The 22,180-nt window shown below is 75.0% G+C and carries 19 protein-coding genes; 9 read left to right on the forward strand and 10 right to left on the reverse strand.

Annotated features, from left to right (window positions below; translation table 11 throughout):
- Nucleotides 1-120: 120 nt before the first annotated feature.
- Complete coding sequence (locus V2S66_RS23640; protein WP_330798178.1) at nucleotides 121-1,632, reverse strand: MFS transporter; 1,512 nt, start codon at nucleotides 1,630-1,632, stop codon at nucleotides 121-123.
- An 86-nt stretch (nucleotides 1,633-1,718) separates the two neighbouring features.
- On the opposite strand from V2S66_RS23640, the gene V2S66_RS23645 reads away from it, so the two are divergent.
- Nucleotides 1,719-2,111: a MarR family winged helix-turn-helix transcriptional regulator gene (locus V2S66_RS23645; protein ID WP_330798179.1), complete on the forward strand. Its 393-nt coding sequence runs from the start codon at nucleotides 1,719-1,721 to the stop codon at nucleotides 2,109-2,111.
- 40 nt (nucleotides 2,112-2,151) lie between these two features.
- Here V2S66_RS23645 and V2S66_RS23650 read toward each other — a convergent pair whose 3' ends face one another.
- The 3 genes from V2S66_RS23650 to V2S66_RS23660 all read right to left on the reverse strand — a co-directional run bounded on the left by V2S66_RS23650 (nucleotide 2,152) and on the right by V2S66_RS23660 (nucleotide 4,491).
- Nucleotides 2,152-2,886: a maleylpyruvate isomerase family mycothiol-dependent enzyme gene (locus V2S66_RS23650; protein ID WP_330798180.1), complete on the reverse strand. Its 735-nt coding sequence runs from the start codon at nucleotides 2,884-2,886 to the stop codon at nucleotides 2,152-2,154.
- A gap of 17 nt (nucleotides 2,887-2,903) precedes the next feature.
- Entirely contained in the window at nucleotides 2,904-3,104 is a 201-nt protein-coding gene (locus tag V2S66_RS23655) for a hypothetical protein (protein WP_330798182.1), read from the reverse strand.
- A gap of 91 nt (nucleotides 3,105-3,195) precedes the next feature.
- Nucleotides 3,196-4,491 carry an MFS transporter gene (locus tag V2S66_RS23660; RefSeq protein WP_413966467.1) on the reverse strand — a complete coding sequence of 432 codons (1,296 nt, stop codon included), beginning with the start codon at nucleotides 4,489-4,491 and terminating at the stop codon, nucleotides 3,196-3,198.
- On the opposite strand from V2S66_RS23660, the gene V2S66_RS23665 reads away from it, so the two are divergent.
- Entirely contained in the window at nucleotides 4,461-5,732 is a 1,272-nt protein-coding gene (locus V2S66_RS23665) for an ROK family protein (protein WP_330798186.1), read from the forward strand. The two genes, V2S66_RS23660 and V2S66_RS23665, sit on opposite strands and share 31 nt — an antisense overlap.
- Before the next feature lie 325 nt (nucleotides 5,733-6,057).
- Here the strand turns inward: V2S66_RS23665 and V2S66_RS23670 are convergent, their stop codons facing one another.
- Entirely contained in the window at nucleotides 6,058-6,957 is a 900-nt protein-coding gene (locus tag V2S66_RS23670) for a DUF2797 domain-containing protein (RefSeq protein ID WP_330798187.1), read from the reverse strand.
- A gap of 212 nt (nucleotides 6,958-7,169) precedes the next feature.
- On the opposite strand from V2S66_RS23670, the gene V2S66_RS23675 reads away from it, so the two are divergent.
- Nucleotides 7,170-7,475: an SHOCT domain-containing protein gene (locus tag V2S66_RS23675; RefSeq protein ID WP_330798189.1), complete on the forward strand. Its 306-nt coding sequence runs from the start codon at nucleotides 7,170-7,172 to the stop codon at nucleotides 7,473-7,475.
- A 297-nt stretch (nucleotides 7,476-7,772) separates the two neighbouring features.
- Here the strand turns inward: V2S66_RS23675 and V2S66_RS23680 are convergent, their stop codons facing one another.
- Nucleotides 7,773-8,276, reverse strand: coding sequence for an ATP-binding protein (locus V2S66_RS23680; protein WP_330798279.1), 504 nt, complete (start codon nucleotides 8,274-8,276; stop codon nucleotides 7,773-7,775).
- A 279-nt stretch (nucleotides 8,277-8,555) separates the two neighbouring features.
- Nucleotides 8,556-9,902: an aminotransferase-like domain-containing protein gene (locus V2S66_RS23685; protein WP_330798191.1), complete on the reverse strand. Its 1,347-nt coding sequence runs from the start codon at nucleotides 9,900-9,902 to the stop codon at nucleotides 8,556-8,558.
- A 218-nt stretch (nucleotides 9,903-10,120) separates the two neighbouring features.
- Between V2S66_RS23685 and V2S66_RS23690 the strand changes: the two genes are divergently transcribed.
- The 5 genes from V2S66_RS23690 (at nucleotide 10,121) to V2S66_RS23710 (ending at nucleotide 15,753) form a co-directional block, all read left to right on the forward strand.
- Complete coding sequence (locus V2S66_RS23690) at nucleotides 10,121-10,966, forward strand: alpha/beta fold hydrolase (RefSeq protein ID WP_413966468.1); 846 nt, start codon at nucleotides 10,121-10,123, stop codon at nucleotides 10,964-10,966.
- Nucleotides 10,967-11,042: 76 nt separating this feature from the next.
- A complete protein-coding gene (locus V2S66_RS23695; protein WP_330798192.1) occupies nucleotides 11,043-11,939 on the forward strand; it encodes a molybdopterin-dependent oxidoreductase in 897 nt (298 codons plus the stop codon).
- Nucleotides 11,920-12,576 (forward strand): cytochrome b/b6 domain-containing protein, encoded by a 657-nt coding sequence (locus tag V2S66_RS23700; RefSeq protein WP_413966469.1) that lies wholly within the window; start codon nucleotides 11,920-11,922, stop codon nucleotides 12,574-12,576. Before V2S66_RS23695 ends, V2S66_RS23700 begins: the two co-directional genes overlap by 20 nt.
- A gap of 197 nt (nucleotides 12,577-12,773) precedes the next feature.
- Complete coding sequence (locus tag V2S66_RS23705) at nucleotides 12,774-14,180, forward strand: hypothetical protein (RefSeq protein ID WP_330798194.1); 1,407 nt, start codon at nucleotides 12,774-12,776, stop codon at nucleotides 14,178-14,180.
- Nucleotides 14,181-14,490: 310 nt separating this feature from the next.
- A complete protein-coding gene (locus V2S66_RS23710) occupies nucleotides 14,491-15,753 on the forward strand; it encodes a hypothetical protein (protein ID WP_330798196.1) in 1,263 nt (420 codons plus the stop codon).
- Nucleotides 15,754-15,762: 9 nt separating this feature from the next.
- Here V2S66_RS23710 and V2S66_RS23715 read toward each other — a convergent pair whose 3' ends face one another.
- Complete coding sequence (locus V2S66_RS23715) at nucleotides 15,763-16,284, reverse strand: SRPBCC family protein (protein WP_330798198.1); 522 nt, start codon at nucleotides 16,282-16,284, stop codon at nucleotides 15,763-15,765.
- A gap of 9 nt (nucleotides 16,285-16,293) precedes the next feature.
- Nucleotides 16,294-17,211, reverse strand: a complete 918-nt coding sequence (locus V2S66_RS23720) for a DeoR/GlpR family DNA-binding transcription regulator (RefSeq protein WP_330798199.1) — start codon at nucleotides 17,209-17,211, stop codon at nucleotides 16,294-16,296.
- A gap of 220 nt (nucleotides 17,212-17,431) precedes the next feature.
- Here V2S66_RS23720 and V2S66_RS23725 point away from each other — a divergent pair, with 220 nt between their 5' ends.
- The gene (locus V2S66_RS23725; RefSeq protein ID WP_330798201.1) at nucleotides 17,432-19,777 is read left to right on the forward strand and encodes a hypothetical protein; all 2,346 of its coding nucleotides are present in this window, start codon (nucleotides 17,432-17,434) and stop codon (nucleotides 19,775-19,777) included.
- Here V2S66_RS23725 and V2S66_RS23730 read toward each other — a convergent pair.
- Nucleotides 19,747-22,164: a right-handed parallel beta-helix repeat-containing protein gene (locus V2S66_RS23730; protein ID WP_330798284.1), complete on the reverse strand. Its 2,418-nt coding sequence runs from the start codon at nucleotides 22,162-22,164 to the stop codon at nucleotides 19,747-19,749. The two genes, V2S66_RS23725 and V2S66_RS23730, sit on opposite strands and share 31 nt — an antisense overlap.
- Nucleotides 22,165-22,180 lie beyond the last annotated feature (16 nt).

Genomic DNA, 22,180 nt, shown 5'->3' on the forward strand with positions numbered 1-22,180 from the left:
CCCCCACGGTGCGTCCAGTCTGGCACGCGCCGCGACGGCCCCGCGCGCTCCTTTCTCGCGCGGGGCCGTCGAACTCCGGTACGGCGTACGGGTGGTGACCCGTCACCGGACCGGCGGCGGTCAGTCGTGTACGGCGACCTGCTCGGCCTCGCGGTCCGGCAGGGACGCCTCGCGGGGCGCCTCGGTCGCGGAGGAGGCGACCAGCAGCCCGTAGGACGGGGGCCGCCGGCGCAGACCGGACACGGTCAGCAGCAGGCCGAAGGCGCCGATGCCGGTGACCACCCACAGGCCGGGCCGGTAGCTGTCGAGGACCGCCTGCTTGCTGCCGCCGCTGCCCGTGTGGGCGGTGACGACCGCGGTGACGACGGCGAGGAAGATCGCGCCGCCCACCTGGAAGGAGGTGTTGAGCAGGCCGGAGACCATGCCCTGCTCCTCGTCCTTGACGCCGTTGGTGGCCTGGATGTTCAGGGACGGGAAGGCCGTCGCGAAGGCGCCGCCGAGGAGCAGCATCGAGGGCAGGATGACCCCCGCGTAGCTCGGGTGCAGGTTGATCCGGAGGAAGAGGACGTAGCCGATCACCAGGGCGGTGAAGCCGAAGCTGATCACCCGCATGGTGCCGAAGCGGTCGACGACCGGGCCCATCCGGGTGGACAGGATGGCGACGAGCGCGCCGGCGGGCAGGAAGGCCAGCGCGGTCTGCATCGCGCTGTACCCGAGGACGTTCTGCAGGTACTGGGTGACCAGGAACTGGAAGGCGACGTAGGAGCCGAAGAAGGTGGCCGCGCCCAGGTTGGCGCGCACCTGTCCGGACGAGCGGAGCACGCCGAGCCTGATCAGCGGGTGGGACGACCGCTGTTCGACGACGACGAAGGCGGCCAGCAGCGCCGCCACCCCGACGAACGAGCCCAGGGTGCGTGCGGAGGCCCAGCCGGCGCTGGTCGCCGAGACCACTGTGAAGACCAGCAGCAGCATCGCTCCGGTGCCGGTGACGGCGCCCGGCAGGTCGTATCCGCGGCCTTCGCGGCCTTCGCGCGGCGTCTTCGGTATCAGCTTCAGACCGGCGATCAGCGCGATCAGGGCGACCGGCGCCGGCAGCAGCATCGTCCAGCGCCACCCGGCCTCGGTGAGGAATCCGGACAGCACCAGGCCCATCGAGAAGCCGGTGGCGCCGCAGCTGGAGTAGATGGTGAGGGCGCGGTTGCGGATCGGGCCCTCGGTGAAGGTGGTGGTGATGATGGACAGTCCGGCCGGTGCGGTGAACGCGGCGCTCAGCCCCTTGATGAAGCGGCTGGCGATCAGCAGTTCGCCCGAGTCGACGAGGCCGCCGAGGAGTGAGGCGACCGCGAAGACGGCGAGCGCGATGAGGAAGACGCGGCGCCTGCCGAGCAGGTCGGCCGCGCGGCCGCCGAGCAGCAGCAGGCCGCCGTAGCCGAGCACGTATCCGCTGACGACCCACTGCAGGGACGAGGTCGACAGGTGGAGGTCGTGGCCGATCGAGGGGAGTGCGACGCCGACCATCGACACGTCGAGCGCGTCGAGGAACAGGGCGGCGCAGAGCACGAGAAGGGTGCCCCACTGCAGGGCGGTCCAGCGCTCTTCCGTACGGGGGACGGTAGGAGACGGAGAGGTCATGGACGTCAGATTACATGCATACGCATCCAATGCAAGTGCATTTAATGTTCGTGCATACGGGTCCGTTTTCTGCTACCCTCGGCGTCATGACAGGCGACAAAGGTGCGCGTTCGCTTGAGGCGGAGTGGCGGGAGATCCTCGCCGTTCACGCCCGTACGGCCTGCGAGATCGACCGCGAGCTGCATCAGTACGGCCTCGGCGCGAGCGACTTCGAGGTCCTCGACGTGCTCGCGGGCGGCGACGCGGAGGACGGCTGCTCGTTCCGTGTGCAGGAGCTGGCGGACCGCGTCCACCTGAGCCAGAGCGCGCTGTCCCGGCTGGTCGCCCGGCTGGAGAAGGAGGGCCTGGTCGACCGCGGCATCTGCAGCGAGGACCGGCGCGGCGTTCGCGTCGCCATCACCGGCACCGGCCGCGAGCGCTACGAGAAGGCCCGCCCCGGGCACCTCGCCGTACTCGAGCGGATGCTGCCCAAGGGCTGACCGCCTTTCGTGCGCCGCGCCCGCCGCGCCGCCTACGGCGTCAGGTGATCGCGCCCGTACGCCGCCACAGCTCGACCAGTGCGTCGTCGCCGGCCACCGACAGCTCCTCGTAGGGCGCCCTGTTCCACAGCGTCAGATAGAGCTGCGCCGCCGATCCGCTCAGCGTGCAGTCCGCCGGCCCCGGCGCGCCGCGCTCGACCACCGGCGGCTCGGGGGAGAGGCGGACCAGCCAGTCCGCGTCGGTGTCCAGCGCCCGCACCCGCAGCGTCCGCGGCTCCGGGGTGCGCACCGTGCTGCGCGCCCTGCCGTGGAAGCCGGCCAGCAGTTCGTGCACGCCGTCGGCCGCGAAGGCCGGGTCGATCGGGGACAGCCCGGCGCCGAGCGCCGTCTGTGCGTCCACCCGGTGGATCGTCGCCTCGTGCGCCTGCCGCCGGGACCAGAACACCAGCGGTGAGGGTGCGGCGAAGAAGTACCAGCAGTCGAGGTCCGCGGGAGCGGCAGCCAGCACGTCCGCCAGCCGCGTCAGCAGAGCCCGGTACCAGTCGGCGAGTTCGCCGTCGCCGGGGGCGGACTCGTCCCAGTCGGCGCCGTCCTTGCGGGCCTCGGCGACGAAGACCGTGGCCCAGCGGTGCACCGCGCCGGTGTGCCGCAGCAGGTCGCGCACCTGCCACTGCGGGCACGGCGGCACCGGGGCGTCCAGCCCCGCCTTCTGCGCGGCGTCGGCCAGCAGGTCGCCCTCGCGGCGCAGCGTCTCGATGAACCAGCTCGTCTCCATGCGCGGATTCTCGCAGGTCACGGCCTGGCGTGGGCGGAATTTCGGCGCATCCCGGAGGGGGCGGCGGCGCGACGGCGCCGCACCGGGGCGGCCCAGCCCAGCAGCACCGCGTTGAGCAGCGCGGACAGGGCCGCCGCGACCACCGCCGGGTAGATCCGCGACAGGCGCTCCCGGTGCAGCGCGCGGGGGGCGTGGACGGCCCGGATCGGCAGGCGCATCGCTCCTTCGCGGATGCGCGGCCGCGGCCGTACGGTCGCGGTGGCCCACCGGCATGCCGCCCGATCGGCCCGCGGGCGCCTGCGACGTGCGTCAACCCGCTCGCGGCGGGACCGTCTGCTGCGTACCGCTGTTGCGCGCCGCGTACGCGATGCCCGCCGCGACCGCGGCCAGGACGGCGACCGTGGTCAGCGCGGTCGGCAGCCCGAAGGCGTCGGTGAGGAAGCCGATCGAGGGCGGACCGAGCAGCATCCCGCCGTAGCCGAGGGTGGACGCGGCGGCGACCCCGCTCGGGCCGGTCAGCTCGCCCGCGCGGGCGATCGCGGTGGGAAAGAGATTGGCCAGGCCCAGCCCGGTCAGCGCGAAACCGGCCATCACCAGCGGGATGTAGGGAGCCAGTGCGCCGACCAGCATCCCCGCGCACGCGGTGAGTCCGCCGAGGACCAGGGCGCGGGTCTGGCCGAGGCGTTCGAGCAGCGCCGTGCCGGACAGCCGGCCCAGCGTCATGGCCAGCGCGACACAGGCGTAGCCCGCCGCCGCGATGCCGGGGCCGCCGTGCAGGTCCTGCTGGATGTGCAGCGGCCCCCACTCGGCGAGCGCGCCCTCCCCGTACGCCGTGCAGGCCGCGATCAGTCCGAAGACCGCCACCAGCACGGCGGTGCTCCGGGCGGCCGTGCCGGAGGCCGCGGCCGCCGGCTCGGTCCCGGCGGGCGCGGTGGCGTGCTCCTGCGCGTCCGGCCGCGCGGGCTCCGGCGCGGGCCCGGCCGGCCGCCTCAGCGGATGGGCCAGCAGCACCCGGCCGGCCAGCGCGACCGCGACCAGCCCCACCGGGGTGAGCAGCAGCAGGTGGGTGGCCGCCGACAGGTGCGGGGCGAGCAGCCCTCCGAGCCCTGCGCCCAGCAGGCCGCCCATGCTGTAGGCGGCGTGGAAGCCGGACATCACCGGCCTGCGCAGCGCCGCCACCAGGTCCACGGCGACGCTGTTCATGGCGACGTTCATACCGCCGTAGGAGATGCCGAACAGCAGCAGCACCATGCCGAGGGCCGGCGCCGAATGGGTCCTGGGCGGCAGGGCGATGCTCAACGCCAGCATGACGCCGGTCACCACCGTCACCCGCTCGCTGCCGAACGCGCGGCACAGCCGGCCGGTGAGCACCATCGTCGCCACCGCGCCGGCCGACACGCCGAGCAGCGCGAGGCCCAACTGCCCGGCTGACGCGCCGACCTGCTCCTTGATCGCGGGAATGCGGACCACCCAGCCCGCGAACAGGAAGCCGTCCACGGCGAAGAAGGCGGTGAGGGCGATCCGAAGTCGGCGAAGGGCCGGATCGGGCCCCGGAGTGTGGTGGGATCGGGACAATGCAGTCCCTATTTTGTTTAGCGTCGGCACAAAGTCAGAATAGAGGGGTGACACAGATTCGGACAAGGCTTGAGCGGGGACGGGGAGCACTCGGGCCCGCGCTCTCCCTGGTGCACACCGGCCGCGCCGCCACCCGCGCCCTGCTCACCGCGGAACTCGGCGTGACCAGGGCCACCGCCGGCGCGGTCGCCGCGGAACTCGAGGCGCTCGGCCTGATCCGGGTCGACACCCGGCCCACCGGCCCCTCCGGGTCGCAGGGGCGGCCCTCGCACCGGCTCGACGTCGCCCCCCAGGGCCCCGTCACCCTCGCCGCGCAGGTTCACGCGGACGGGTTCCGGGCCGCCCTCGTCGGCCTCGGCGGCGAGATCGTCGCCACCGCGCCCGGCAGCATGACCGTCCCCGCCGACCCCGCGCACGTCCTGGGCGCCGTCGTCGAGGCCGGCGCGGAACTGCTGCGCGCCTCCGGACGCGTCTGCGTCGGCGCGGGACTCGCCGTGCCCTCCGCCGTCGCCGAACCCGAGGGCACCGCCCTCAACCCGCTCCACCTCGCCTGGCCCGCCGGCTCCCCGGTCCGGCAGATCTTCGCCGCGCAGATCGCCCGCACCGGCATCCTCGGACCCGACGGCGCGCCCGTGCCGTCCTTCGTGGGCAACGACGTCAACGTCGCCGCGCTCGCGGAACACCGTCACGGCGCCGGACGCGGCGCCCAGCAGCTCCTCGTCGTCGCCTCCGGACACCGCGGCGTCGGCGGCGCCCTCGTCCTCGACGGCCGCCTGCACACCGGCAGTTCCGGCCTCGCCCTGGAAGTCGGCCACCTCACCGTGCTGCCGGACGGACGCCCCTGCCACTGCGGCTCCCGCGGCTGCCTCGACGTCGAAGCCGACCCCCTCGCCTTCCTCGAAGCCGCCGGCCGCGCCCCCGGGCCCGAGGTCTCCCTGCTGGAGCAGTCCCGCGACCTGCTCCGTGCGGAGTACGACGACCCCGCGGTCCGCAACGCCGCCCACACCCTCGTCGACCGCCTCGGCCGAGGGCTCGCCGGGCTCGTCAACGTCCTCAACCCCGACCGCATCCTGCTCGGCGGCCTGCACCGGCATCTGCTCGACGCGGACGGCGAGCGGTTGCGGGCGGTCGTGGCGGACCACAGTCTCTGGGGGCGCAGCGGAGGCGTGCCGTTGATCGCTTGCGCGCTCGATCACAACAGTCTGGTGGGGGCCGGGGAGTTGGCGTGGCAGCCGGTACTCGACGATCCGCTCGGCGTCCTGGGGGGCTGAGCGAACCCCTTCGGGTTCGACCGTCTCTCCTCCCGCCCGCCCACCCGTCGACCGCTTCGGTCGGCTTGACGCCCCCTGTGGGTGGGTCGGGGCCAGTCCGGGCGCGTCTCCCCGACTCTGCAGCCATAGCAGTTTTCGTTCGCCGAGGTCGTGTTGCTGCAAAGTCTGCGGGGACACCCCCTCCCGGTCCCTCCTGCCTCGTCGGCGGCCGACCGTTGGTGGGGGTCGGCAAGGTCCTCCCATGGCGGCGCCCCAGGGGCGCCGAGCCGACGGAGGGGTTCAACGGGTGGGCGCGAGGGAGGAAAAACGGGAGGACGCCGCGGCGTCAGAAGAGGGGCGGCGCGACGGCCGTGGGGAGGGGGCGCGTCAGGACGCGCGGGACCGCGTCCGGCGCGGCGCGGTGGAGCGGCCAGCCGGAGGCGAGCCGCGCGTCGAGGAGGAGCACCCGGCCGTCGGGGCAGCGCAGTTCGAGGTCGTGGCCGACGACCGCGGTGACCTCCGCCCGCAGCGCGCTGCCGGGCGCCATCGCGGTGACCTCGGCGACGGGGGCCGCCCGGTCCGCCGCGCCCGGGCGCAGCCCGAAGCGGGCGGCGTGGTCGACGACGTGGAGGGGGAGCAGGCCGAGGGAGGACGGGAGCCGGTCGCGGAGGGCGAGCACCGACGCGTGGAGCTGCCGCAGGGACTCCTCCCGCTCGGCGGCCGGGGGCACCTCGCGGCGGGCCGCGGACTTCGCGGCCGAGCGCACCCGGTCCGGCACGCCGAGGGCGGCGCCGAGCACCGCCTCGGTGCGGCGCGCCGTCATCAGCGGCCCCTGGCCGAGGAAGGTGAAGGCGAGGGCGCCCTGTTCGAGCAGCCGGGCGTCACCGCGGGCCACAGCGGTGATGCCCACCTTGTGCAGGCCCGGCCCGAAGCAGGCGAGGTAGACGGCATAGGGCTGCGGATCGTCGGCGCGGGTGTCGGCGGCCACGGACGACGACCTGTCCAGTGCGGAGCACTCCTCGCACTGGTCGCGCCGGGCCTCGGACGGCACCGCGGCGGCGTACGGGCAGGGGAGGCGGCGGCTGCCGCGCCGCACACCGGTGCAGCGGCGCTCCGCGTCGTGCGCGAGAGCGAAGGCGAGGGTGCTGCCCACCGGCTGCGGGCTGCTCCGCTCGCCGTGCTCGGGGTGCCACCACGCCCACGCGGGACCGCCACCCCGCCACCGGAGTCCCGCGCAGCGCCACATGATCCTCAGCCTAGGCGGCAGCTCTGACACCGGGCTCGGGCCGAGGCCGGGTACGCGCGGGGAGCGGCCCCGGCGGGAGCAGCCGGCCCGGCGCCGCGTACTCCGCCCGGAGCAGCCCATGTGCCGCTGGCGGGACGACGATTCCGTCGCGCGCGGAAGCCAGGCTCGATGGTGCGGGAGGGACCCGCACCGAACCGAGGAGACGAGTTGCGATGACCACGCTGGCGTGGCACGACGGCGGGCCCGGCCCGTGGATCCTGTTCTTCCCGCTGATCTGGGTGGCCGCAGTCGCCGCCCTGATCACCGTGCTGCGGCGCACCGCGTGGTGGGGACGCGGCGGTCCGTGGCACCTGCGGGCGACGACCGGCGAGCACTCGCCGATCGCCGTGCTCGGCCGCAGGTTCGCGGCGGGCGAGATCGACGAGGACGAGTACGGGCGCCGGCTGTCGGTGCTCGACGAGCGGTTCGGCCATGACTTCCGGGGCGAGCGGCGCGGCGGCAGGGGCGGCGCGCCGTGAACGCGGCGACCGTGACCGCGTCGCCCACCGCGGCGCGGGTGGCCGGCGCGTCGAAGGTGGAGCCGCTCTCGACACGCTCACCTCCGGCGCCGCCTGCATCGGCGACACCGAGCCGGGGGCGCTGGGTGACCGGGCTCCGGGCGACCGGCAATCTGGACTCGCGCGCGGGCGGCGAGGTGCGCGGCCTGCTGGGCCGGGCCGTGCACGACATGGGCGGCACCGCGGTGACGGGTCCCCCACGACCCGGCCGCCGGCTCCCCTTGCGGGGGAGCCGGCGGCCGGTCTGTCGGGTCCTGTTCAGGCGACCGCGGCTGCCACGGCGATGCGTTCCGGAGCGGTCCGCTCCACCGGCAGCACCGCGGCCTTCAGCGGCACCAGGGTCGGCACGGCCATCGGCGTGCGCAGGACGAACCACACGACCTTGCCCGTCTCCTGCGGCAGCAGGTCGGTGCCCCAGCCGTCGCTCATCGCCTCGACCATGGCCAGGCCGCGGCCGGTGGTGGCGGTCGGCTCGACCGGCTGCGGGTGCGGCAGCCGCGGGTCGTGGTCGGCGACGGCGACGGTCAGCCGGTCGACGGCCAGCGTGAGCTTCACCGCGCACCGCTTGTCCGGCACGGCGTGGCGGTGCACGTTGGCCAGCAGCTCGCTGATGCCGGTGGCCGCCGCGTCGATGAGCGGATCGAGGCGCCAGTAACGCAGTTGGGCCGACACGATGCGGCGGATCTGCTGGATGCGGTAAGGATGCGCTTCGAGTTCGAGCGCGCACTCCCTGGCCGCTGGATCGGCTTGGTCTTCTTGCATGATCACGGCTGCGACTCCCTCCGCGGCGAGGGCCGGTCACCGCGTGCGCGGTCCGGGGCCTGTGCGCCGCTCCGATGGGAAACACCTGAGCGAAAATGCGTAGAGTGACTGCTGCAGTACTCCGTGATGCGTCTTCAGGGTGACCCGGGGGACCCCGGAGCGCAAGTCGTCACGGGGGATGCGGCAACCCGCGCCCGGGGTGCGCCCGCGGAGTCGGGGGCGGTGCGGACGCACCGGAAGCGCCCGCCGGGGCATCGCCGCGCAGGTCCCGGGTGCGGCTCACTCCGGCGTGGAGTCCTCAGGGGTGCCGCGGGCGATCGCGGCGAGGACGCCCAGGGTCTGTTCCAGGACCGCCGGCGGGGGAGAGGCGAGGCCGATCCGCACGGCGTTCGGCGCCCGGTGCGGTCCGACCGCGAAGGACGCCGCCGGGGTCACGGCGATGCCGTTGCGGGCGGCCGCCGCGGTGAAGGTGTCGGCGCGCCACGGCTCGGGCAGGTCCCACCAGCAGAAGTACGACCGCGGGTCGGTGCGCAGGGCGTATCCGGCGAGGGCGGCCGCGGCGATGCCCTGCCGGTCCTCCGCGTCGGCGCGCTTGGCCGCGGCGACGGCCGTCGCGGTGCCGTCGGTGAGCCAGCCCGTCGCGGCCTCCAGGGCGTAACCCGTCGCCGTCCAGGCGCCGGAGCGCAGTGCGGTCGCCAGACGGCCGGCGAGCGGGGGAGGCGCCAGCGCGAAGCCGAGCGTGAGACCGGGCGCCAGGCGCTTGGAGAGGCTGTCGGCGAGGATCACCCGCTCCGGCGCGTATCCGGCGAGCGGCGGCGGGGCGTCGTCCTCGCGCAGGAAGGACCAGATCGCGTCCTCGACGGCCACGCCGTCCGTCTCCCGCAGGGCGGCGGCCAGTTCGGCGCGCCGGGCGTCCGGCATGGTGGTGGTGAGCGGGTTGTGCAGGGTCGGCTGGAGGTACACGGCGGCGAGCGGCGCCTCCCGGTGCGCGGCGAGCAGCGCCTGCGCGCTCAGGCCGTGGGCGTCGCAGGCCAGCGGGACGAGCGTGATCCCGAGCCGGCCGGCGAGCGCCTTGACCACCGGGTACGTGAACGCCTCGACGCCCAGCCTGCCGCCGGTGGGCACCAGCGCGGCCAGCGCGGCGGCGATCGCCTGGCGGCCGTTCCCAGCGAAGAGGACCGTGTCGGGGTCCGGCGTCCAGCCCTGGCGGGCGAGCAGCGAGGCGGTGGCCCTGCGTGCGGCTGCGGTGCCTGCCGCCCCCGCCGGACGCAGCGCCGCCTCCAGCACGTCGGGCCTGGCCAGGCGGGCGAGGCTCGCGCCGAGCATCGCCGACTGGCCCGCCACCACGGGGTAGTTCAGCTCCAGGTCGACGCGGGCCGCGGCGGTCGGCTCGGCGAGCGCGGGACCGGCGGGCGGCGCCGTCGCCCGGACGAAGGTGCCGCGCCCGACCTCGCCGACGACCAGTCCTCTGCGGGCCAGCTCCGCGTACACCCGGCTCGCGGTGGAGTCCGCGATGCCGTGCCGGCGGGCGAACGCCCGCTGCGTCGGCAGGCGTTCGCCCGCCCGCAGCCGTCCTGCCGCGATCTGCGCGGCGACCGCGTCCGCCACCCGCCGGAAATCCCGCACCGCGCACACTCCACTCCTCGCCGACCCCGGTCCTGCCGCCTCCGAGGCGCCTTCGAGCCGTCCCCGACACAGCACGGGACAGCCCCAGGCACTCCCTGGGCAGGCCCGAGCCGCTCCCGAGGCAACTCCTGACATTGCACCGAGATCAATATAGGGATTGCTCTCGCACGGGGCCACTCATAGCATCGGGCAAGGCGTACGGAGAAGAGGTCGGGCAGATGGGCAGCGTGTTCGCGGGCGGCATCCGGATGGGCTTCGACGACACCGACGGGGACGGCCCCGGAGCAGCCCCTGACGGCACCGGGGTGGGTGGCGCGGGAGCGGCAGGCGTGCCGGTGCTGATGGTCCACGGCCACCCCTTCGACCGGACCATGTGGGCGCCGCAATTGCACGCGCTCGGCGCCCGGCACCGGATGATCGCACCGGACCTGCGCGGCTACGGGCGGAGCACCGTGGTGCCGGGGATCACCCCGCTGGACACCTTCGCGCGTGACCTGGCCGCGCTGCTCGACCACCTCGGGATCGAGCGCGCCGCGCTGTGCGGGCTGTCCATGGGCGGCCAGATCGTGCTGGAGTTCCACCGGCTCTTCCCCGAGCGCGTCGCCGGCCTGGTGCTGGCCGACACTTTCGCCCAGGCCGAGACCCCGCAGGGCAGGAAGGAGCGCAACGACCGGGCGGACGCGCTGCTGCGCGACGGCATGTCCGGCTACGCGCACGCCGTGCTGGACTCCATGGTGGCCCCCGCGACCGTACGGGACCTGCCGGACGTGGCGGCGCACGTGCTGCGGATGATGCTCGGCGCTCCGCCGCAGGGGGCGGCCGCGGCGCTGCGCGGCCGTGCGGAGCGCCCTGACTACACCGCCATGCTGGCCGGCGTGGCCGTGCCGACGCTCGTCGTCGTCGGGCGCGACGACGTCTTCACCCCGGTCTCCGACGCCCGGTTCCTGCACGACCGCATCCCCGGCGCGCGGCTCGCCGTCATCGAGGGCGCGGGCCACCTGCCCAACCTGGAGCGGCCGGCCGAGTTCAACCGGGCGCTGAGCATGCTGCTGGCAAAGATCTGACCGGGTGGTTATGACGAATTGCTGACATCGGCCGCCGAACCTGGTCACGTGCCGTCCGCCGTGTTCGAATCGGTGCATGGACGACACCACGGCCGGTCCGTCGGGCACCCCGGCCAGGGCCCACCGCGCCGGGGAAGCCGCGGCCGCAGCACCCGACACCGCGGGACCGGACGCCACCGGACCCCGCGCCACAGGCCCTCGCGCCGGCGGACCCGACGCCACCGGAACCGGGGCGCGGAATCCCGGGGCGCACAGTCCCGAGGCGGCCGGGCGCGGCGCGCCCGTCGGGCGCAGGGTCGTCCTCGGCATGCTCGGACTCGGCGCCGTGGGCGTGGCGGTGGGCGGCGCCGTCCAGGGCAAGATCGACAACGTTCTGGCCTCGGTCAGCGCCGAGGACCCCACCGGTGTGACCGGACTGCTGCCCGGCGGCGGCGGATTCCGCTTCTACTCGGTGTCCGACAGCATCCCGCACCGCGGCGAGGCCGACTACCGGCTCACCGTCGGCGGCCTGGTCGACAAGCCCGCCACCTACACCCTCGCCGACCTGCGCGCGCTGCCGCAGACCCGGCTGGTGCGCGACGTGCAGTGCGTCACCGGATGGCGGGTGCCCAAGACCGCCTTCTCCGGGGTGCTGCTGTCCACCCTCCTCGAGCACGCCGGGGTGCAGCGCAAGGGCGTGGCGCTGCGCTTCAACTGCTTCGACGGGGTGTACACCGAGAGCCTCACCCTGGGCCAGGCACGGCGGCCCGACATGCTGGTCGCGCTGACCATGAACGACAAGCCGGTGACGGCCGCGCACGGCGGCCCGGTGCGCCTGTACGCGGCGCCCATGTACTTCTACAAGTCCGCGAAATGGCTGTCGGGCATCGTCGTCACCGACGAGGTCCAGCCCGGCTACTGGGAGCACTACGGTTATGACGTGGACGGATGGGTCGGCAAGTCGAATGGCCGCAATGATGACCCGACTTCATGAGTCCAGGGCCGTCACGGGGGTGCGCCGCTTCACCCGTGCGGAGAGCTGGGTGCACCGCAGCCTGACGGCGATCATGGGGGTCTGCGCCTTCACCGCCGCCTGCCTGTACTTCCCGCCGCTCGCCGAGATCGTCGGCCGCCGCCGGCTGGTGGTCACCGTGCACGAGTGGTCGGGCATCGCCCTGCCGGTGCCGATCCTCGCCGGGCTGGTCTCGCGGGCCTTCCGTGCCGACGCCGGACGGCTCGGCCGGTTCTTCCCGCACGACTGGCGGTGGCTGCGCGCCGCCGCCCGCACCCGCCGCCGCGAACCCGCCCTCGCGGGGAAGTTCAACGCCGGGCAGAAGCTCTACGCGGCCTTCACCGTCGGCGCGGTGCTGGTCATGATCGGCACCGGGCTGATCATGTGGTTCCCCCGGCTCTCACCGCTGTTCTGGCGCACCGGCGCCACCTTCGTGCACGACTGGCTGGCGCTGGCGGTGGGCCTCGTGATCGCCGGGCACGTGTGGTTCGCCGCGAAGGACCCCGAGGCGCGCCGGGGCCTGCGCACCGGCTACGTACCGCGCTGGTGGGCGCGCGAGGAGCACCCGCTGTGGCAGGCGGAGCCGCCCGAGCCCGAGAAGGAGCCGTCCGAGCCCTGACGGCCGCCCGGCTGCCTGCTCCCGGCTGCCTGCTCCCGGCTGCCTGCTCCCGAGGCGGGTCGCTCCCGCCGGACCACTGTCGCAACTCGCTTACAAGGCAACGGCGTTGCGCTTCGGAGCGGTTCCGTTACAACCCGGACACCGCACGGCCGCCCGCCCGCAACCGGTCGGTGGCCGCCCGCTCCTAGCGTCGCAGCATGACGACGTCTCAGGTCAGGGCGCGGACAGGGCCCGCGGCGCAGGGGGAGCCCGCAGGGACACCCGCGGTGCCGGCGCCCCCGCCCGAGGCGTACCGGCTGCGCGTCCCCCGCCGCGTGCCGGGTCCCCGGCAACTCACCGTACGGGCCGTGGTGGCGCTGGCGCTGGTCGCCACGCTCGGCGTGCTGACCGCCGTTGCCGCCGTGTCGGTCCGCCGTGACACCGGCGACCTGCGCACCACTGTCACGCAACGCGCCGCGGTGGCAGCCCAGTTGAGGTTCGCGTTGGCCGACCTCGACGCGCAGCGGGCGAACGCCCTGGCACCCGGCGTGTCCGCCGCCGACCCCGACGTGGTCGTCGGCAACCAGCTGAACGCGCTCATCACCGCGCAGCAGCGGCGTGCCCAGGTCAGCGATCTGCTGCGGCAGTTGGGCGGCGACACCGCGCGGAGCGGCCGGGTCAGGTCGCTGCTGGACGCGCTCGGCCGCTACGACGACCTGAGCGGCAGATCCGCCTACGTCGACGAGCAGGACCCGGTCCGGCCGGCGGGGCATCCGCCGCGCGTGGCGGTCTCCATGAACGTCCAGGCGGGCGACGTCATGCACGACTCGCTGCTGCCCGCCGCGGCCGCGCTGTCCGCGGTGTACGGGCGGGAGGCGGACGACCGGCAGGCGCAGGCCCACGACGCCGCCCTGCGCTGGACTCTGGCCGTCGGTGCGGCCGGGCTGGCGACGCTGGTCTTCCTCCTGTGGTGGCAGCGCGGCCTGGCACGCGAGTACCGGCGGCTGCTCAACCCGCCGGTCGCCGCCGCCACCGCCGCGGTGCTCGCCGTCACCCTGGCCGCGATCGCCGCCCTCACCGCGACCGCCGCCGCCGTCGACGCATCGGGGCGGACCGGACTGCGGCCGTGGACCCGGCTCGCCGAGGCGCGGGCGGTGGCGGCGGAGGCCGCGGCCAGCGAGAGCCGCTGGTTCGTGCACGACGCGGCCTTCGGCGCGGGCGACCAGGCCCAGTTCGCGTCGCTGACCCGGCGGCTCGACACGCTGCTGGCCCCTGGCGGCTACGCCACCGCGCAGGAACGCCCCGCCTATGACGACGTGCTGACCCGCTACGGCCACTTCCGCGCCGACGACCGCAGGCTGCGGACGCTGAAGGGCACCGGGCGGACCGAGCAGGCCGCGTCGGTGCTCACCGAAGTGGGCCGCGGCGACGTGGCGTTCGACTTCTGGGACTTCGCCACCACCCTGGACGCGCTGGCCGACCGCCGGCTCGCCGACTTCTCGGCCCACGCAGGCGACGCCCGCGGCTCCCTCGACGGCTGGCCGGGAGTTCCGGCCGGCGTGCTCGGCGCGGCCCTCGTCCTGGTGCTGCTCGGGGTGCGGCCGCGGCTGGCCGAGTACCGCTGACCGCGCCTTTTCCGGCGCCAGCGCGCGCCTCCGCTCCCGAGTCGCGGGCCGGGCCGGGCGGTTCACCGGATCGGGCGACCCCGCGCCCCGGGTGGGCCGGTGCCGAGGGGAGCGCCCCGGCCACCGGGTCGGGCAGACGGTCGGGCAGGTGATTGGGCAATCCAGCGACCCCACAGAGCAATAACGCGACTTGTGGGGCGGTCGCCTCGGACGCCTCAATGGGGTGCCGGAGCTGTACACCGCCTGCGGGGGCGCCCGGTGGTCGCCGCCCCCGGCCGTGCCTGGACGAGTCGACGGGGGAGTGTTCGCCGTGACGCCCGATTCTTCGCCCGGACCCGAGGAGGAGCCGTCCGGGTCGCCGGTTCCCGACGACGTGTGGGAGCTGTTCCTCCACGACAACGAGCGGGACATCGAGGCCAGCGCGCCCAAGGAGCTGTCCGCGAGGGCCCGCGTGGCGGCCCGGCGGATCCGCGAGGAGAAGGAGCGCGCCGCCGCCAGGGGCGACCGCCGGCCCGGTCTCGGGGAGCGGGTGAGCCGGCCGGCGGACGGCGGCCCGGTCGCCTCCACCACCGCCGCCGCCAGGCGCGCCGCGCGGCAGCGCGAGAAGGAACGCCGCAACACCCGCAGGCAGTTGCTGCACAACCTGATCGGCATCCTCGTGGTCTTCTCGATGGTGCTGCTGGCGCTGTCGCCGGGCCGCGCCTGGTCGATGATCACCTTCAGGGGCCTGAACGGCGGCTCCCACGCGGCTGCCGCGCCGGCCGTCACCCTCGGACCGGAGACCGCGCGGCCGGCCGGCCCCCCGGCCGCGGTCAGCAGCCGGCGGCCCACGCTGAAGAGGCCGTTCGCGGGCTCGCCCGCCGAGTCGTGGGGCGACGGCGCCGCCGCGATCGTGCCGCCGACGGCGAGCGCGTACTTCGCCGTCAGCAGCCAACGGGTCGCCGACGGGCTGCGGCTGGCGAAGGACCTGCTGGTCGCCGGCAGCATCGATCCGGCGGTCGTGCCCGGCGCCGGCGTCGCCCGCGTGGTGGCGCTGATCGACCCGCACGCCGACGACGCGCAGGCCAGGGTGCTCGGCGCCCTCGCGCATCCGACGGCCGGCAACGACCCGACCACCCTGTTCAGCCGGTTCGGCCCCGAAGTGCGGCTGGTCGGCGCGGTGGTGAAGGTCCGGGGGCGGATGACCGTCGGCCTCGGCGACACCTACGGCGGGGCCAGGATCGTCGCCGATTACACCTTCGTCTATCCGGTGCGGAAGACCTCGGACACCGGCAACTCGCCCGAGATCACCCGTACGGTGGTGCGGCGGACCCTGACCATCGAGCTGCCCGCGGACATCCAGCGGCCGTCCGGACTCAGCGCCGTGGCGCTGAGCGGCTGGACCGGCTCCGCGGTCAACGGGGGCTGCGGGTTCCACGACGGCTTCCTGCACCCGTACTTCGCCGACGGCAGGACCGCGCCGGGCGGCCCGACGCGGGGTGGCACCTTGAGCGGACCCGCGGTCGATCCGTACGACCGCAGCGGTCCGGCGCCCGGCGGCGACGGCGGCTGCGTCCGGGCGGAACGCATCTGAACGGGCCGGTCAGCGGGGGAGACCGATCCGGGACGGCACCGCGTACACCTGGTCGAGCCGGTGCGCGGCCCGGCGGAAGGCGGCGCGCAGCGCGGGGTGGAAAGCGCGCAGGAGCACGGCGGCGGCCGGCGAGAGCACGGCGGCGGCCGGCGACAGGTCGGCGGCGACGGTCCACTGCACCATGCTGGCGCCGGCGAGCGGCTCGATCCGCCACTCCTCGGCGAGCGCCCGCAGCCCGGCACGGTTGACGCTGTCGGCGCGGTAGGCGTAGCGCCGCGGGGCGTCCGCGGCCAGCACGGTCTCCTCGAAGCGCAGGCCGCCGGCGAGGGTGATCAGGCGCCCGGCGTCGCCGTGCGGCCGGGCGTCCCTGACCGCGGCGAACCAGGTCGGCCAGTTGCGGGTCTCGTCGGCCAGCGCGTGGTACACGGTCGCCGGCGGCGCGACCAGGACGGCGCTGAACGCCATCCGCACCGGTGCGGTGCCGAGGAAGTCGAGACCGACCGGGTGCAGACGGTGCGGTGGGCGGGTCATGCCCGCAGGCTACGCCTCGCCCGGCGTGCCGTAGCCCGTCCCGCCGCTCGCGCTCCCGCCGGAGAGCCCGCCGCCCGAACTCGCGTGGTCCGCTGCGCCGTTGTCCGCGCCGGGCTCGCCGGCCACGATCAGGTGCGAGAGGTGCTCGGCGATCTCCTCGCGCAGCACCTCGGGGATGCCCGCGTCGGTCACCAGGGTGTCCACGTCCTCCAGCGAGGCGAAGGAACTCAGGCCCACCGTGCCCCACTTGGTGTGGTCGGCGATCACCACGACGCGCCGGGCCGAGCGGACGAACTGCCGGTTGGTCTCGGCCTCGGCGAGGTTCGGGGTGGACAGGCCCGCCTCGACGGAGATGCCGTGCACGCCCAGGAAGAGCAGGTCGAAGTGGAGCGACTGGATGGCCCGGTCGGCGACGGGACCGACGAGCGTCTCCGAAGGGGTGCGCACACCGCCGGTGATGACGACCGTCGCGGTCGCCTCGGCGTGGCCGGCGCCGGGCCGCCGCTGCCCGGACTGGAAGACGTCCGCGACCCGCACCGAGTTGGTCACCACCGTCAGGTCGGGCACGTCGAGCAGGTGGTGGGCGAGCGCGAAGGCGGTGGTGCCGCCGGCCAGCGCGATCGCGCTGCCCGGCGCGACGAGGGTCGCCGCGGCCCGTGCGATCGCCTCCTTCGCGCCCAGTTCGAGACCCGACTTGGCCTCGAAGCCCGGCTCGTGGCTGCTGGCCTCGACGACCGGCACGGCGCCGCCGTGCACCTTCTCCACGACGCCCTGCCGGGCGAGCGCGTCAAGGTCTCTGCGCACCGTCATGTCGGAGACGTTGAGCCGCCGCGTGAGCTCGTTGACCCGCACCCCGCCACGCCGTCTGACCTCGTCGAGGATCAGGGCCCGGCGCTGTTCCGCGAGGAGGTTCTGGTTGTCGCTCACCCGTGACCCCGTCCCGTCCGTCTCGTTGTCCACACTGACGTGTACCGATGTGCTGCGGTCATCCTTCCACGCGCAACCACCTCCGGTGTACGCAAGATGACCGCGGAGATCCTGATCCGGTCCCCCAGCGTCACGATTTCGGTACATATCGGCGGCGGGTGTCTCACCGCGGTCCGCTGCGGGCACCACCACGGGGACACCACCAGGATCGGGGGTACCAGTGGCCACGGAGCTGGACACCCCACCCGGCGCCCGCACCGCGCTCGCCCTCGAACTGCTCGTGCACGGCGTCGGCGGCACCACCGCGCAGCAGATGCTCGGCGACCCGCGCACCGTACGCCTCGCCGGGGACGAGACCGCGGGGATCCACCGCCGGGCGTGCGACGCCGACGCCGAGGAACACCCCGAACGGCACCGGGACGAACCGGTGCCCGAGGCGTACTGCTGGTCCAACCTCACCTCGGGAGACGGCAGCAGGGCGCTGTGGCTCCTGCTGCTGCCCTTCATGTTCGCCAACCTCGCGCACTGGATGCGGCCGCCGACGCTGCGCACCCGGCTGGCCCGGGGCTACGAGGTGATCGTCCGGCTGCTCGCCCTGAGCCTGACCGTGCTGCTGGTCGCCGCGGTCTGCGAGGTCGCCCTCGACATCGTCGGCTGGCAGTGCGCCGGGCGCGCCGGCTGCGCCCGCGACAGGTCCTGGCTGAGCTTCGCGGCCGCCGAGCGCGGCGGCTGGTGGAGCCTGCCGGGCCGCCGGCTGCTGCTCGGCGCCCCGGCCCCGGTCGCGATGGTCACCATGCTGTGGTGGCTGTCCCACCGCACCTGGTACGCCTACGAGTCGCAGCGCCCCGCCAGCCGCCCCGCGCCGCCGCCGGGCACGCCGTCGCTCGCCCTGCCCGGCTTCTGGTACGGCCGCCGGTCGGTGGCCCGGCTGCGCACCGCGCACACCGCCGCGGGGCTGCTCACCGTGGCCACCGCGCTGTGCGTGCCGGCGCTCGGCCACGACCTCGCCCACGACGGGCAGGACGCCGGGCACGTCGGTTGGCTGCTGCCCACCGCGGGGTGGACCGTCGTCGCGGTGATCGCCGGGCTCGGCGGCACCGCGGTGGGCGTCGTCTGCCACGCCGACCGCAGCGAGACCGGACTCGACGACACGCCTGACCACCGCACCACCCGGCTGCTGCTCGCCGGCTCGCCCGGCGTCCTCACCGCGGCGGCCGTCTACGCCGCGTGGGGACGCGCCGGCTGGACCTCGACCGGACGGCTGCCGTCCGCCCAGGCGTTCTCGGCGATCACCGTCACCCAGGGGGTGCTCGTCACCGCGCTCGCGGTGACCGCGGTGATGCTGCACCGCAAGCCCCCCGCGGACTTCGAGGACTGCACGGTGGCGCTGCGGGGCCTGGCCGGCCCGGCCGTCGCCCTGCTCGGCTGCGCCCTGGGCGGGGTGCTCTCCGGCGGCGTCGCGCAGCGCTGCGCGGACTGGCTCGACGGCGGCCGCACCCCGGGCGCGTCGGGCAGCCCGCTGGTCGGCCCACCCGCCGTGCTCACCTGGGAGGCGTCGGTGATCCCGGCGATCCTGGGCCTGCTGGGCCTGGGCGCGGCCGCCCTGTGGTGGCGGCTGCGGCGGCGCGAACACGCCCTGCGCGGGCCCGTCGAGGCGCTCTACCCGCGGGACGAGCACCACGCGGCGCGGACCCGGCAGATCGCCAGGGCCGTCGCGCGCGCCGGACTGACCGACGCGGCGCCGCTGCTCATGGCCGTGTTCTGCGCGGCGGCGTTCGCGCTCGGCGCCGGGGCCGTCGCGGGCGCCTGGGTGGGCGGCGGCACACCGGGGGAGGTCGCCGCGCACGCGCCCAAGGCGCTGGCCGCGGTGGCCGACGCGTCCCAGTCGCTCGGCTCCTGGCTGGTCGGCGCGGGCGTCGTCGCCCTCGTCACGCTCGGCCGCCGGGCGTACAGCGACGCCTCCGCGCGCCGTACCGTCGGCATCCTGTGGGACGTCGGCACCTTCTGGCCGCGCGCCGCCCACCCCTTCGCACCGCCCTGCTACGCCGAGCGCGCGGTGCCCGACCTCAGCTGGCGGATGGCCACCTGGACCGCCGCGACCGGCGGCCGGATCATCCTCTCGGGCCACTCGCAGGGCAGCGTGCTGTCCGCGGCGGCCGTCTGGCAGCTCGACCCCGCGGTGCGCGGCAGGGTCGCGCTGCTCACCTACGGCTGCCCGCTCGCCCGGCTCTACGGCCGCTGGTTCCCTGCCCACTTCGGCACCGGCCGGCTGCGCGACCTGCACGAGGACATGCACACCTGGAGCAACCTGTGGCGTGCCACCGACCCGATCGGCGGTCCCGTCGGCATCGGCGGCCCCGGCGACGGCGTCGACTGCGGGCCGCTGCTCGACCCGGTCGCCTACGGGCGCGACGCCGCCCATCCGCTGCTCGAACCGGTCCTCGGCCACTCGGACTTCCAGGCCGACCCGGCCTTCGCCGAGCAGCGCGCCCTGCTGCTCGCACGGCTGCCGTACATCCCCACGCCGGTGCCCTCTCAGGGGAGTTCGGGCAGATCCTCGGGGTAGAGCAGCTGCAGCTCCTGATGCGTCGGCTCGTCGACGTGCGCGAGCCGCACCGCGTGCCGCTCCACCATCGCCTCGAACGTCTGCCGCGCCGTGCGGCCGTTGCCGAAGGCCGGCCCCTTCGGCAACGCGGTGAAGAACTTCAGCAGCGCCTCGCCGGCGTCCTCGCCCAGCTCGTACTGGTGCTCGGCTGCCTGCGCCCGCACGATCCGCAGCAGTTCCTCGGAGGTGTAGTCGCCGAAGGTGATCGTGCGGGAGAACCGGGACGCGACACCGGGGTTGGAGGCCAGGAACCGCTCCATCTCCGCGGTGTAGCCGGCGACGATCACCACCACCGCGTCCCGGTGGTCCTCCATCAGCTTCACCAGCGTGTCGATGGCCTCACGGCCGAAGTCCCGGCCGGCGTCCTCCGGCGACAGCGCGTACGCCTCGTCGACGAAGAGCACACCGCCGCGCGCCCGGTCGAAGGCCTCCTGGGTGCGGATCGCGGTCGAACCGATGTGCTCGCCCACCAGGTCCACCCGGGAGACCTCCACGAGATGGCCCCGCTCCAGCACCCCGAGGGAGGCGAGGATCTCGCCGTAGAGGCGGGCCACGGTGGTCTTGCCGGTGCCGGGGGAGCCGGTGAAGACCAGGTGGCGGCGCGGCGAGGGGGCCTTCAGCCCGGCCTCCTCGCGGCGCCGGCCGACCGAGATCAGGTCTATCAGCGTGCGCACCTCGCGCTTGACGCCGTCCAGGCCCACCAGGGCGTCCAGGTCCCCCAGCACGTCCTCGCTCTGCCGGGCGGCCGGCACGGGCGCGACGGCGTGCGTGGCGGCCTGCTGCTCCGGCACCCCGGACAGCAGGCCGTACGACTGCCCGGCGGTCTGCCGGACCTCGGGCGTCGCCGAGTCGCCCGACGGCACCGGCGTGGGGGAGTCCTCGGTCGCGGCCCGGTCGGTGGTGCAGTCCTCGGTGACCGGGCCGGGCTCGGCGAACTCGTACCCGCCGCGCTCGCACCGCTCGGTGCGGCAGCGGGTCAGGGTGGCGCGGCACCCGTCGATGATGTGGAAGCCGTATCCGCGGCTGCCGGTGACCCGGCAGGCGGTGAAGGTGCCGCGGCCGCCCGCCGAGACGTATATGCCGGCCTCGGACGAGCCGGTCACGGTGCAGCGTTCGAGCGCCGGGTCGGCGCCCTTGGTCACGATCACGCCGGTCGCCGTGTCGTCGATGGTGACCTGGGCGAGCGTGCCGCCGCTGCCGTGGTCGCGGAACCACGCCCCGGTCGCGGCCTCGCGGATACGGCAGTCGTCCAGCTGGACGTTCGCGCCGTCGCTCACCGAGACCGCGGTGTTGCGGATCTGGGTGAAGTCGCTGTCGACGACGTCGGCGCGCGAGCCGCGGTCCAGGACGAACAGCGCGTCCGGCACGTCGTGCACCCGGCAGGCGTCCAGTATGGCGACCGCGCCGTCGCTGACCCACACCGCCGGATAGTCGCCGGTGCTGTCGTGGATCTCGCACTGGTTGGCGTCGACGCGGGTGCCCGGGTCCCACACCGACAGGCCGTTGCGCCCGAACCGGCGGACGGTGGAGCGGGTCAGGGTGAGCACCGAACGGGCCCGCAGGTCCACGGCGTTCTCCGGGATGTCGTGGATGTCGCAGTCGGACAGGGCGAGCGCCGCGTCGGTGTCCAGGCTGACGCCGTCGCCGGTGGTGCGGTGCACCTGGCACTCGGTGAACTGCGCGGTGGCGCGCTGCGAGACCTGCACGCCGGTGCCGCGGATCTCGAACACCTCGCAGCCCACCGCCTCCAGCGCGCTGTGCTCGCCGGTCACCGACACGCCGCTGCCGGAGGTGTGGTGCACCCGGCAGCGCTCCAGCCGCGGGGCGGCGCCGCCGCGCACCGCGAAACCGGTCTGGCCGGCGGCCACCACCTCGCACTCCTCGAACAGGCCGCCCGCGCCGTCCAGCACGCTGATGCCCAGCCCCGCCGGATTGTCCACGGTGCAACGCCGGACGGTGGGGCGGGCGTTGTCCCGGACCTCCAGGCCCACCGCGGAGCGGGTGTTCAGCCGGAGCCCGGACAGCTCCGGGGCGCACGCCTCGACCAGCAGCGCGGCGGAGGAGGTGTCCTGCCCCTCGACCAGCAGGTCCTGCACGGAGGCGGCGGCCCGCACGGTGAGCGCGACACCCGAGGGAGGCGCGATCCGGACGGTGCCGGGGCCGTCCGCGCAGCGCAGGGTGACGGCCTTGTCCAGCACCAGGTTCTCGCGGTAGGTGCCCGAACTCACCGACAGCACGTCACCGTCACCCGCCGCCGCCAGCGCACCGGCGAGCGTCTCGTACTCGCCTGTGCGGCGGCGCCACCGCGAGCTGTTCGGATTGGTGACCTGCACCACGCCATGTGCCATCGGGCTGTCTGCCCCC

Origin of the sequence: Actinacidiphila polyblastidii, from assembly GCF_036353415.1 — a bacterium.
In the GTDB taxonomy this organism is placed as follows: domain Bacteria; phylum Actinomycetota; class Actinomycetes; order Streptomycetales; family Streptomycetaceae; genus Actinacidiphila; species Actinacidiphila polyblastidii.